The sequence below is a fragment of the Methanomicrobia archaeon genome, from assembly GCA_011049045.1.
GTDB lineage: Archaea > Halobacteriota > Syntropharchaeia > Alkanophagales > Methanospirareceae > JACGMN01.
Genome location: DSCO01000045.1, coordinates 1 through 12384 on the forward strand (window position 1 = coordinate 1; position 12384 = coordinate 12384).

Annotated in this window: 12 protein-coding genes; 6 read left to right on the forward strand and 6 right to left on the reverse strand. The window is 54.2% G+C overall.

The features are described 5' to 3' along the window. Positions 1 to 236: 236 nt before the first annotated feature. The 5 genes from ENN68_05500 to ENN68_05520 all read left to right on the forward strand — a co-directional run bounded on the left by ENN68_05500 (position 237) and on the right by ENN68_05520 (position 6289). Positions 237 to 911, forward strand: coding sequence for a hypothetical protein (locus tag ENN68_05500; protein ID HDS45532.1), 675 nt, complete (start codon positions 237 to 239; stop codon positions 909 to 911). Positions 912 to 1032: 121 nt separating this feature from the next. Then, positions 1033 to 1344: a hypothetical protein gene (locus ENN68_05505; GenBank protein ID HDS45533.1), complete on the forward strand. Its 312-nt coding sequence runs from the start codon at positions 1033 to 1035 to the stop codon at positions 1342 to 1344. 262 nt (positions 1345 to 1606) lie between these two features. Next, positions 1607 to 2581 carry an HlyC/CorC family transporter gene (locus ENN68_05510; protein HDS45534.1) on the forward strand — a complete coding sequence of 325 codons (975 nt, stop codon included), beginning with the start codon at positions 1607 to 1609 and terminating at the stop codon, positions 2579 to 2581. Positions 2582 to 2657: 76 nt separating this feature from the next. Then, on the forward strand, positions 2658 to 3464 hold the full coding sequence (locus tag ENN68_05515) for a universal stress protein (GenBank protein ID HDS45535.1): 807 nt from the start codon (positions 2658 to 2660) through the stop codon (positions 3462 to 3464). A 38-nt stretch (positions 3465 to 3502) separates the two neighbouring features. Further along, positions 3503 to 6289: a cation-transporting P-type ATPase gene (locus tag ENN68_05520; GenBank protein ID HDS45536.1), complete on the forward strand. Its 2787-nt coding sequence runs from the start codon at positions 3503 to 3505 to the stop codon at positions 6287 to 6289. 31 nt (positions 6290 to 6320) lie between these two features. Here the strand turns inward: ENN68_05520 and ENN68_05525 are convergent, their stop codons facing one another. The 3 genes from ENN68_05525 to ENN68_05535 all read right to left on the reverse strand — a co-directional run bounded on the left by ENN68_05525 (position 6321) and on the right by ENN68_05535 (position 8099). Then, positions 6321 to 6623, reverse strand: a complete 303-nt coding sequence (locus ENN68_05525) for an addiction module toxin, HicA family (GenBank protein HDS45537.1) — start codon at positions 6621 to 6623, stop codon at positions 6321 to 6323. A 67-nt stretch (positions 6624 to 6690) separates the two neighbouring features. Then, the gene (locus tag ENN68_05530) at positions 6691 to 7848 is read right to left on the reverse strand and encodes an IS630 family transposase (GenBank protein HDS45538.1); all 1158 of its coding nucleotides are present in this window, start codon (positions 7846 to 7848) and stop codon (positions 6691 to 6693) included. 41 nt (positions 7849 to 7889) lie between these two features. Further along, positions 7890 to 8099: a type II toxin-antitoxin system HicB family antitoxin gene (locus ENN68_05535; protein HDS45539.1), complete on the reverse strand. Its 210-nt coding sequence runs from the start codon at positions 8097 to 8099 to the stop codon at positions 7890 to 7892. A gap of 295 nt (positions 8100 to 8394) precedes the next feature. Between ENN68_05535 and ENN68_05540 the strand changes: the two genes are divergently transcribed. Continuing rightward, entirely contained in the window at positions 8395 to 9582 is a 1188-nt protein-coding gene (locus tag ENN68_05540) for an NAD(P)/FAD-dependent oxidoreductase (GenBank protein HDS45540.1), read from the forward strand. 26 nt (positions 9583 to 9608) lie between these two features. On the opposite strand, the gene ENN68_05545 is transcribed toward ENN68_05540, so the two are convergent. The 3 genes from ENN68_05545 to ENN68_05555 all read right to left on the reverse strand — a co-directional run bounded on the left by ENN68_05545 (position 9609) and on the right by ENN68_05555 (position 12119). After that, on the reverse strand, positions 9609 to 10550 hold the full coding sequence (locus ENN68_05545; GenBank protein HDS45541.1) for a prenyltransferase: 942 nt from the start codon (positions 10548 to 10550) through the stop codon (positions 9609 to 9611). Positions 10551 to 10630: 80 nt separating this feature from the next. After that, positions 10631 to 11008 carry a hypothetical protein gene (locus ENN68_05550; protein HDS45542.1) on the reverse strand — a complete coding sequence of 126 codons (378 nt, stop codon included), beginning with the start codon at positions 11006 to 11008 and terminating at the stop codon, positions 10631 to 10633. Between the two features lie 46 nt (positions 11009 to 11054). Further along, complete coding sequence (locus ENN68_05555) at positions 11055 to 12119, reverse strand: calcium/sodium antiporter (protein ID HDS45543.1); 1065 nt, start codon at positions 12117 to 12119, stop codon at positions 11055 to 11057. Positions 12120 to 12384: the final 265 nt, after the last annotated feature.

Here is a 12384-nt window from a genome sequence, read left to right on the forward strand (position 1 = left end):
CAGACGATCTCGCCTTCGTGCTCATCAAACCTTTGCCCGCGACCTCAATCTCGTTTCTCATTCGCGGTTCCATGATAATGTGGTCTTGCTGGTGTTCGAAACTCACCCCTTTCGGAACTACTGCAATACCCGATAGTTTTATATACCAGGAGCATAACATACTATTACACACTTGCTTTCAAGTGTTGGGGCTGTTTTTTGCATACTAGCCCTCAACCAACTAGGAGGTGATAGACATGGGAATAATAGACACCATTATGGAAAGTTTTGCGACCGCAATTGGAACCATGATCGAATGGATACCGGCGATCGTTGCTGCGCTGATCCTACTGCTCATTGGCTGGTTCGTTGGCAAGCTAGCGGGGAAAATCGTCGGTACGATAATTGACAAAATTGGTATCGGCCCGGCCCTGGACAAAACGATTATAGGTGATGCCGTCAAATCATCGGGTATAACTACCGCCAAACTCTTTGACATCCTCGTACGATGGTTCATCTACATCATCTTCATCATGGCCGCGATAAACGTGCTGAAAATAGAGTTGCTCATCGACTTTATGAATAAGCTCGTCTTATACATCCCGCATCTCATTGCTGGTCTTCTCCTGCTGGTCATAGGCCTTATCCTCGTTGATTTCCTCATGGACTGGCTTGGCGAGCAACTAAAAACCCGTGAAGTCGGCTACGGCGATATTGTAGTACCCATACTTCGGGCGCTCTTCACCTTGCTGATCCTCACACTGGCACTGGATCAAATGCTCATTGACACCTCAATCATCTACACCTTCCTCGTGCCGCTGGCGTGGGGCCTTGGGATCGGTCTTGCCGTCGCATTAGGCATCGCGCTCGGCTGGGGAAGCAAAGACATCGTCGCGGATTACCTGAAAGAGAAATTGACAAAGGAGAAGTAACGAGCCATTCGTAACAATGAGGCTGAGATAGGTTCCGCAAGGGAATCTCTCTCAACTTCTTTTTTTATACTGTTCCACTATGAGCAGTGGATAGTAGCGTAACCAAAAGGAGGTGATAAAAATGGGACTAAAAGAGGAAGCAAAGAAAGTTGGTAGCAAACTGAAAGAAGACGTGGAAGACGTGAGCGCGGAAGCGATCCCCCAAAAAGTAGCGGAAAAAAAAAGACGACGTCATGAAGACGGTAAAAGAGAAGGTAAGCAAGTAGTAAACCTTCGTGCATTCGCAGGGTCTTCGTTGCGCACCCTGCGTCCTTCACAGCTCTCAGGAGGATCGAACGCTTGCTGGAAGTCGAACTCTGTTCCAGTGATACCGTTTATTGAAGCTACTGTAAGCTGTTATTCCGGTACTGGCACAACACAACAGCACACGTAACGAGAACCGACAACCAACGCTTTTTTGCACGAATTTAAGATATACAACGCACCGGCAGGGCCAGCCATCGTAGCGGCGTATCTATCTGAAAGAGCGGCTACAACCGGAAGCCAGGTAGGGCGCGCTATAGGGAGCACATGATCGTCCCCACTCCTTTTTTTCAGTGCTCCTCGTACTGGTGGGACGATTTTCAGGCTATCAGGCCACAGATTCAAATACTCGCACGCATTTCTTAGAGTTGGAATAAGAATAGAACCAGACGATGTTCATCGTGATTCCTGTTATCCTGCTCCTCATTATGCTCTCTTCCTTCTTTGCCGCTGCGGAAATGGCCTTCGTCTCCGTCAATCGCGTGAACGTGCGGGAGAAATCGGTCAGTGGTGAGAAGAACGCGCTGCTGCTCGAGCATCTGCTCGAAGAGCCCGATGAAGTGATCAGTGCCATTGTCATCGGGAACAATCTGGCGAACATCACCGCTTCGGTTCTCGCGGGCGCGGTCGCCACCGCGCTCGTGGGGCACATCGGGGTCGGGATCGCGACAGCGGTGATGACCCTGATCATCGTGATCTTTGGCGAGGCTGTTCCCAAAGCGTACGGGATCCACAACGAGTCCTTTGCATTTCGCGTGGCCCGGCTGCTGTACCTGGTCCATCGACTTTTTTTACCGGTCGTGAAGGTGTTTTCAGTCATTTCGGATGTCCTGCTCAAGCTGCTGGGCAAGGAGCACCGAAAGCGGGCGGTGGTGACCGAGGAGGAAGTGAAGACCTTGATCGCGCTCGGTGTCCACGAAGGCACGATCCAGAAAGATGAGCAGAAGCTGGTGGAGGAGATCTTTGAATTCGACGAGACGAAGGTGGCAGAGGTACGCGTCCCCTACGAGAAGGTCGTCAGCCTTCCTGAGTCAGGTACCGTCGCGGATCTCATCGCGCTGGCAGCGGAGACAGGCTACTCGCGGTTCCCGATCTACCGTGCAGATAAAGCAGATCTCGTGGGCGTGGTGCTCGTCAAGGATGCGCTCCTGAAGCCTAAGAGCGCACCGCTGACGGAGCTGATGCGTGATCTCCTCAGGATCTCGCCGGGCACAAAAGCGGACGATTTGCTGCGTGAGATGCAGCGGAAAAAGGTGCACATGGCAGTGATCCAGTCGCCGATGGGGAGACCAATCGGGCTCGTGACCCTGGAGGACTTAATCGAGGAAGTTTTTGGCGAAATACGCGATGAGCACGATCTAAAATGAGCGCCTTCCCTTTCGGAGGCCCGGCAATCGCGTGCTATCGTCAGGTATATAAACCTATACCGGTTTGTTTCCTGTAATGTACAAGCGCATCGTCATGATCGTTGATTCGGGCATAGAGCCGAAATTCGTGGCGAGTTACGCACTTCTGATCGCGCGCGCGGCAGGCGCGAAATTATATCTTGTTCCCGCGTTCCGTGATCCTGAGATCCCGGCAAACGTGTATGAAATTGAGCATCGAGCACATGAGGCGGGGGTCGAAACCGAGCAGCTCGCGGTCGAGACCGATCTGGTGCGCAGCGTGAATAAGCTGGTGCGGGACAAGCAGCTGGATCTTATTATCACGGGGCTCAGGGGCGAGCGCGACGGTCGGTTCTTCATCGGCACTCTTGGCCAGCGGCTCATGAAGCACGCTCAGGCCTCGGTCATCGGCGTACGGATCGTCAAGGCGCGACCAATTACGCACCACCGCAAACTGCTTGTTCCGGTCTCCAACCGAGACTACCACTTCACCGAGCGGCTCTTTCTCATCGCCACGCTCGCTCGCAGCCTGGAGCTCACGGTCTCGCTCTTTCGCTGCGCCAGAGAACCGGGCAGGTCGTATACCCGGGAGGAGAAGGAGGCGATCTTTCGCGAAAGCGAGGAGTACCTCACGCCCTTTATCAGCGAACTTCATGCAGGCGGCATACCGGCCGAGGTGCATGTGCGGGTCTGCGATAACGCAACAGATGGCATCCTTGACGAGGCCATGACTGGCCATTTTGACTTCCTGCTCGTCCGAGCGTTGAGGCGGAACGTGGTCAAGGAGTTTCTGGGACGCAATGAGATGGAAGAGATCATTCGGAGAACGCCGTCAAACCTCTTGCTCTGGAAGTCGCGGGAGTGATTGTGGCAAAAGAGAGAAGTAGAAGGGCAGCGATATCGATGGAAAAGTTAGACGATGTCCACGAGATTGCTATAGAAGCGGTCTTTGCAGCGCTGGAATCCTCACCACAGGGCGTGGCCGCGGCGGAGGTGCGGAACCGTTTCCGCTCCTTCGGCCCGAACGAGATCCAGGAGAAGCGACGGACTCCGCTTTCTATCAAGTTCCTCAAGCAGTTCTTCAACTTCTTCGCCATCCTGCTCTGGGTCGCCAGCGGACTCGCCTTTCTCGGTGAGTACTTATCGCCGAACGAGGGCAATCTGAACTTGGGGATCGCGATTGTGGCGGTGATCTTCATCAACGCGATCTTCACCTTTTATCAGGAATACAAGGCGGAACAGGCCGCGGAGGCGCTGAAACGGATGCTCGCGCCCGTAGCACGGGTAATCCGGGGCACGCAGGAGCGGGAGATTCCCGCACGCGAGGTGGTGGTGGGCGATGTCATGGTGCTCGCCGAGGGCGATCGCGTTCCCGCCGATGGGCGGCTCTTCGAGCAGTACGAGTTGAAGGTCAATAACGCGCCTCTGACCGGTGAGTCGATCCCGCAGAACCGGAGCACGGTGCCGGAGCGGGGTGAGCTGATCGAGTCGAGTAACACGGTCTTCTCAGGCACGACCGTCGTCTCCGGCTCGGGAAAGGCGGTGGTCTTCGCTACGGGCATGGGCACGGAATTCGGGAAGATCGCGGGGCTCACGCAGGAGATCAAGGAGGAAAAGACACCGTTACAGAAGGAGATCTCGTTCTTCATCCGCGTGATCTCGATCATTGCTATTTTGCTTGGCATCCTCTTTTTCTTCACGGGCTGGGTCATCGGCCGTGATTTCACCGCGAATTTCATCTTCGCCATCGGGATCATCATTGCGAACGTGCCGGAGGGGCTCCTGCCGACGGTGACCCTGACGCTCTCTATCGCCTCGCAGCGGATGGCGAAACGGAACGCGCTGATCAAGAGCCTCAACTCCGTCGAGACCCTGGGTTCGACCACGGTCATCTGCACGGATAAGACCGGAACCCTGACCCAGAACGAGATGACGGTCATCAAGCTCTTTGCGAACGAGCAGGAGTTCGCGGTTACGGGCTCGGGCTACCGGCCGGAAGGCGCGCTCATCGCCAACGGGCAGCCGGTACCAGACGCGGAAATGGGCGCGCTCGAGCCGTTCTTGAAGACCGCACGGTACTGTAACGATTCTGAACTCACCGTGAAGGAGGGCCGGCATGTGATCATTGGCGATCCCACAGACGGTGCACTGCTCGTGCTCGCGAAGAAACTCACGAATGCAGCGGCACTGGAGGCGGAGGAGGAAGAGCGGCTCTTTGAGCTGCCCTTCAGCTCCGAGCGGAAGATGATGAGCACCATCACCCGTGGTGAGCGCGGTACGGCAGTTGCGTATGTAAAGGGCGCGCCGGAGTCGGTGCTCTCGCTCTCGACGCGGATCTTGCAGGGGGGCGAGGAGCAGCTGCTGTCTGTAGCCGATAGGGTGCGGCTCGAGGCCGTTGCGGAAAGCTTCGAGAAGGACGCACTGCGAACGATCGCACTGGCGTACCGGGAAGTGCCGGTGCAGGAACGCTACAGCGCGGGAGAGGTGGAGCATGATCTGGTCTTCCTCGGACTCGCGGGGATGATCGATCCACCGCGCGCTGAAGTGCGGGAGGCGGTGCAGAAGTGTAAGCGGGCGGGTATCAAGATCGTGCTGATCACCGGTGATAACGCGCTCACCGCGGAAGCGATCGCGCGCGAGGCGGGTGTCATTGAGGGTGACCCGGTGATCGTCGAGGGCGCGGACCTCAACCGCATGAGTAAGGGCAAGCTGAAGGCGATCCTGGGGAACCCGGAGATCATCTTCGCGCGGAGCGCGCCGAAGAACAAGCTGGATATTGTAAAGGCATTAAAAGAGATGGGTGAGGTCGTGGCGGTCACCGGTGACGGCGTGAACGACGCGCCCGCGCTGAAGGAAGCGGACATCGGGATCGCCATGGGCGCGGGCACGGATGTTGCCAAGGAGGCCTCGGACGTCATCCTGATCGACGATAATTTCAAGAGTATTGTAGACGCGGTAATGGAGGGGCGGACGGTCTTTGACAACATCAAGAAGTTCGTCACGTACATTCTCACGAGCAATGTCCCGGAGATCGTGCCGTTCATTGTGTACGTGCTCTTCCGCGTGCCTTTACCGCTGACCGTGATCCAGATCCTGGCGATCGACCTGGGCACAGACATGGTGCCGGCCATCGCGCTCGGTGCCGAGCCACCGGAGGCGGACATTATGGAGCGCCCCCCGCGGTCGCGGAAGGAGCGGATACTGACCGTACCGATACTGCTCAGATCCTACGGCTTTATTGGTCCCATTGAGGCCGCGGCAGGGCTGCTGGGCTACTGGTGGGTGCTGCGAGCGGGGGGCTGGGTGCGTGGTATGGAGCTGTCCTTCACCGACCCGCTCTACATCAAGGCCACGACCATGTGCCTGGCCGCGATCATCATCTGCCAGATCGCGAACGGGCTGCAGTGCAGGAGCATCAGGAATTCGGTCTTTACCATCGGGTTCTTCAAGAACAAGGCACTCTTTATCGGGTTCGCAACTGAGTTGCTGCTCATCTTCGGGTTCGCGTACTTCTTCTTCTTCCAGCGATTCCTGGGCACGGGCCCACTGGAGTTGAAGCACTGGCTCTTCTTCATACCCTTCGCGATCCTCATCTTTGTGCTCGAGGAGATCCGGAAGTGGCTAAAGAGAAGACTTGAGCGGAAAGAAACGGAGAAGGGTAACTCGCCAGCCAGAACAACTAGCTCATAAAACCGTTGATTGGTCACTACATCAAAGGATTTTATCTTAGTTTTAAATAATCTTCAACCGGGAGTTCTATATCCTTTAAATTCTTCTTAATCAATCCTCTTGGAAAATCGTCCCCTGAATGTAGCGGAATAGTCGTTGTTCTACCATATTCATGTCTCCAAACGGTGTGACTACCTTTCCGGTGAACCATCACAAATCCCCATTTTGCGACAATCTTACACATATCTTCGCCAGAAATTAGCGGTAATTTCATAGGTGTCTCTGTAAAATTAGAACTTAATAAAGGGCGTTTACGTGCTGTTATATCCGGCAACGAGCGCCAACTTAATCCCATCTACACTTCTAGCTCTATCTCTTGGATACCTGCGAATCTAGTGTAACGTTTCTTATTTATCATACCACTAAACATACGCCATTAACCCACCTGGAATCTCGTCCATTTTATATTCCCATTTGAAAACCACAGGCATTTGATTTATCTCATCGACATATTTGAGAATACGCTCCTTGAGTTCTGCTTTTGACGAAACTCGTATGCCCCTGAGGAAACTTCTTGTCATTTTGCTGAAGAAGCACTCAATAATGTTGAGCCATGAGGCGTGCTTTGGCGTGAATACAAAAGAGAAGCGATTTGGTACCGTTAATAGATAGTCTCGAGTCTCTTTAGAGGTATGCGCTGAATGGTTATCGAGCGTTATCACGAGTTTGATCTCGGGTGGAAATACGCTATCCAAATATTTAAGATATTCGATGAATTCCGTACTGCGGTGTCTGTCAAAGACTTTGACATAAATCTTCCCCGTGAGCAAATCAATGCTCGCCAACAGAGAGAGCGTTCCATAACTTTTATACTCATAATCTCTGCTTATACCTGGATACATTCCGGGTATCGGCGCTAAATCAGGGGCAACGTTTCCTATTGCCTGTATTCCTGGCTTTTCATCATAGGAAATATACGCTGTAAGCATCTCTTCTCCATTATTTGCTTTATCGCGCAGAATTTCTACCTGTTTATAGGTGTGGAGAATCGCCGCGCTCTTGATTTTAAACTCAGGATCACGACGTTCAATATATCCAGAGATCTTATGGGGTTTGATATTGCTTTTACTCAATATCTTTGAGACTGTCCCTCCAGAAAGTCGGTATAACTCTGGAAAGCCTTGCTCGAAACAATTCTCTCGTATATGCCTCGTCAAAGCCCGATTTGTCCAGAGTTCGGAAGCATAGCCATAATCTTTTGGTTTTGAGCACGCTAAGGAGATTATCCATGCCCGTGCCTCGGATGAAATACGCCTAGGTCTCCCCTTCCGGTGAAGGTCCTCAAATGCTACGTTGACACCAAATGCGAGTGCTTTATCAATCGTCCGCTCTACCTTCTTGCGGTTCGTGCCAAGACTCCGCGCAATGGCCGCGATTGTATCTCCCTTATGATACCCAAGCATCATCTTAGCACGCTCAACCGTTCTGAGGGGCATAGTCCTAGATTGACTGGCAGATCTCAAAATCTCAAGCTCCTCATCGCTCACCTTTAATTTAGGCTTCTTGCTAACGAATGGCATAAAATGCGGTAAGGGACTGCCCCCATATAAATGTTACCCTGTTATTTTGGAAATCTTACACTAGTAACGGGAAATTCCTGTTCTTCTGCTCGAAAAGCATCGAGATGTGTTTCAATTGCCTCTTTCAGATTCGCCATGAGTTCGTCGAGCGTCTTCCCATAACAATAGCAGCCCTTTACTGCAGGAACAGTACCAATAAAAACGCCATCCTCATCTTTCTCGATTACCACGATAAAGCGTTGCTTTGTCATGTACCTACACGAATAACAATGGTTTTTATGTTACTTTAAGCCTATTGGCCTTCCCCCCCCGTAGAGTACAAAAGGAAGCGGCTCAAATTTTGAAGCGCGGGTAGAAATTGGCGGAGGAAAAAGCGGAGACATTGCCACCTTAGCTGGTGGAGCATGAATGCTTGCACCAGATCCATCTGAGCTTAAAAGAGCAAGCTTTGGTCATTTTCGAGGAAGGGGGTGGTAATCTTCAACAGCGAGCAGAGCCATAATCCTTTACAACTTCTTATCACGTAGCGGTGGTGGTGGTGGTCTGATGCAGACGGAGCGTTACGATCTCGTGGTGGTCGGTGCGGGACCTGCAGGCAGTTCCACGGCGAAGACGGCTGCGGAGCAGGGCCTTGATGTGCTCTTGATCGAGCGGAATGCGGAGATCGGCGTGCCAGTGCGGTGCGCGGAAGGTGTGAGCAAAGAGATCGAGCAGTTCGTCGAGATCGACCAGCGGTGGGTATGCACAGCGCCACGTGGCATGATCCTCTACGGCCCGGATGGCACCGCGATTGTGCTCTCCGTGGCAGACGGAACGGAGCTAGGCTACGTCGTTGATCGGCGGCTCTTTGATAAAGCACTGGCGCAACAAGCAGCGCACGCCGGCGCGGAGGTACGTGTAAAGACGCGCGCTTCTGGACTCATCAGGGCGGATGGCGGTGTGAACGGAGTCTACGCAACCACAACCGGCGAGCCGGTGCGTATCTGCGCGGATGTGGTTGTGGGCGCAGACGGTGTGGAATCGCAGATCGGTCGCTGGGCCGGGCTGGATACGTGTTTACCGCTATCGGAAATCGCGATCTGTGCGCAATATCTCATGTGCAATATCACGGTCAACACCGCTTTTTATGAAACGTACTTCGGCAGCGCCATCGCTCCGAAAGGCTACGCGTGGATCTTCCCTAAGGGTCCGGATAGCGCGAATATTGGCCTGGGTATCAGCGGCGATATGTCAGGTGAATCGCGTCGCGCACGTGATTATCTCGATGTGTTCGTTTCCACGCGGTTCCCTGAGGGCACCATTCTCGCGAAGAGCTATGGCGCGGTGCCGCTGAGCGGCCCGGTCTACGAGACGGTCGCCAACGGCCTGCTTCTGGTTGGCGACGCCGCACGACACGTGAATCCCGCCAATGGCGGCGGCATCCTCCAGGCACTCCAGGGTGGCGCGATTGCAGGCGAGGTCATTGCGAACGCGATTCGTGCGCGAGACGTCTCCAAACGGGGTTTACAGGGTTACGAGAAGCGGTGGCGGCGCGAATTCGGGAAAGTCCTGACTGCGGGCCTGCGGCTGAAGCAGGTTCTGACGCGGTTGGATGACCCTGCACTCACCCAGTTCTTTCACTCTCTGGGCGGTGAGATCATGGTCAAGGAGTATAGCGAGCGTGCGTGCATGAAAGAGCTGCTCATCAGGAAGAATCCGCGGGTGCTGGTCAGTCTTTTGCGCTTGCTCTTTTGATTGAGGTCGTGGCCGGAATCCGCTGGTTACCCGAGTACGAATGCCAGGAGCGGAATGAGCCCTACGAGCGTCATAAGGATGATCAGGGGTGGCACGATCTCACTGACCGCTTTCTCATGGATGTCCTCGTCCTTTGTCTTTGTTGCCTGCTGTAGTGGTCGGACGATCTTATACGCCAGGGGAACGATTACAAGCATGGCGATTCCGATCGGATTGGGAATAAATCCAAATCCCCAGAGCAGAACGCTGATAATGGCACAGAGTATAACCGCCCATATTGAGATAGCCCCCGTCGCTCGTGATCCGAACCGAACGGCCATTGTCTGTCGCCCAATTGCCTTATCTGCTGGGGCATCGGGGATGGCAAGGAGCGCGGCGGCAACAGCCATAGCGAGAAAGGTCGGGGTACTGACGAGCCACGGTACTGGATCGGTCCAGATCCCGGTCTGGAGAAGAAAACCGGCAACCACCGTCGCGGGACCGCTCATAAGGCCATCCGCGAGTTCTCCCCAGGTCCGGTAGCTCAATTTCAGCGGTGGCGCGGTGTATCCCCAGCCGAAGAAGAGGGCGACCGCAGCCAGAACAAGAAGATACACTGTCGGAATATGCGGTGTCGCACGAATGAGCAGCGCGCCAGCGCCTAAGAGCACCACGGCTATCAGGACAATACCGATCCTCACTTCCCTGAAGCTCAGCCTCCCCTCCACGAGCATACGTGAGCCTGCATTGAACGGCCCGACATTCAGGTTGATCCGATCAGAGGGGTAGTCGAAATACTCATTGATGAAGACCGTATTCAGCTCGATGAGCAGGAGGCAGAGATAACCAAGCGCAAAGACCGTGCCGTTGAAGGTTTGATACTGCGAATAGGCGATGGCCGCGCCGAGACTGTAGGTGATCAACGCCCAGTAATACATCGTGCACCGGGACAGGGTGAGCCATGCAGTGACTTTCTCTTTAACGCGCATGTTTCGTTCGTCTCTGTACTGAAGAGCGGTGGAAGGGCTATAAAAAACTTCGTACCACCGTGCACGCTCTGCCACCGTGCTTATAAGAAGAGGTCGCGCAATTTCATGACCGCCTGGCTCCCGCGAAAGGATCGGGGGATGATTCGAATCTTCCCGGTCTGTTCATCATGCTTAAATCGCGCGGCATCGCGGTTCCGGAGTAGGTAGAGTATTTCGGCATGCTCACCCCGAACGATCACATCGGGGTCTTCATGCAATCCGGGCTGTAATGAAATGGAGCCGCCACGCAGAAAGTGGAAGTGGTAGCATTCCGTCTCGGTCTGGAAATTCAAGACGAGTGGCATTAAGAGGTTATAAAAGAGCGCTTTTATCGCTCCGGCGGGCCCCGAAAGCTCCTGCTCCACCTTGCGCTCCGCTTCTACCACGATCTCATCCAACAATCCCCGCAACGTTTCCATTTATATCGTGTTCCCGCCCTGGTCGGGTGGTCAGTCAAGCAGCCGATCACGACAGCATGCGTGAGAACAAACTGATCATAAAGAGCGAGTAGAGCAAGAGAAATACGATCCCTTCACGGCGTGTGATCTTCCACCCGGTCCTGATAAAGATCAACAGGAGCACGCTCATGAAGATCATAAACGGCGCGTTGTAGATTATTGATGCGCGGACCACGGTGATCGGTGAGACGAGCGCTGCAACACCCGCGACCAAGAAGATGTTCGCGATGTTCGAGCCGATCACGTTGCCGATCGCGATGTTCCCGTAGCCCTGCCGAGCAGCCGATACTGTCACGCCCAATTCAGGTAGCGAGGTCCCCACGGCGATGAGGCTGATGCCGATCACCGTCTTGGGGATATCAAAGAACTCCGCAAAGAAGACCGCTTCGCTGACCAGGAAGCGCGCGCCGAATACCACCGCGAGTCCACTGAGCAAGAGCACGGCGAAATCCCTGAGCAGGCCGGAGCGTGGCACTTCCGTGAGCTCCTTTTCAGACCGCGCACGATTCCGGGCTTTGTGGTTGAAGAATGGGCCCAGGCCTTTTTTAATGGTGATGAAATACTCGAACTTGAGGAAATAGCTGAGGAATTCGCTGAACGCCCGAGTGTCCTCTTCGCTGAATTTCGACTTGATCTCGAAGAGGAAGACGGCATAGGCCACATAGAGCAGCAGAAGGAGCATCGCCTCGAACCGCGAGATCACGCCGTTGAAGCTGAAGAGATAGAAGAGTAGAGCGGCAAAGAGCATGATGTAGCCATCGCGCTGCAGCATCTCCCGCCGCGTCATTATTACGGTGAGAAGTGCGCCGATACCCACGATCAGGCCGATATTAGCGATGTTTGAGCCGACAACGTTACCGACGACGATGTCGCTCTCAGCTTTGAGTGCGGCGAAGATCGAAGAGGCAAGCTCAGGCAGGGAGGTGCCCACAGCCACCAGGGTGAGCCCGATCACGAACTCGGAGACGCCTAATTTCTTGGCGATCGTTGCTGCAGCTTCGACGAAGAAATCCGAGCCCTTCACGAGCAGAACCAGCCCCAGCGCGAACATGAGGATGCTAAGGAGTACCATTGACAATAATCCCCGTGCCTGTTTACCGTTTGAGGCGTCTCGCATTTATTTTTATCAACTCACCCGTCAGGATGAGGGCGGTTCGCTAAAGTGCTCAGATAGCTGTGCGCTGGTAAAGATACCACGCGAGGAAATAGGCCAGAGTGCGCCGAGAAAGACCATGCTATCCAGTTTGGTGAAAGTCCAACCTGAGGAACGGCTAGCCACCACCTCAGAACTGAACCCTGCATCCAGTCCGGTAACGGGCTGTGATGAAGCCAGGGGA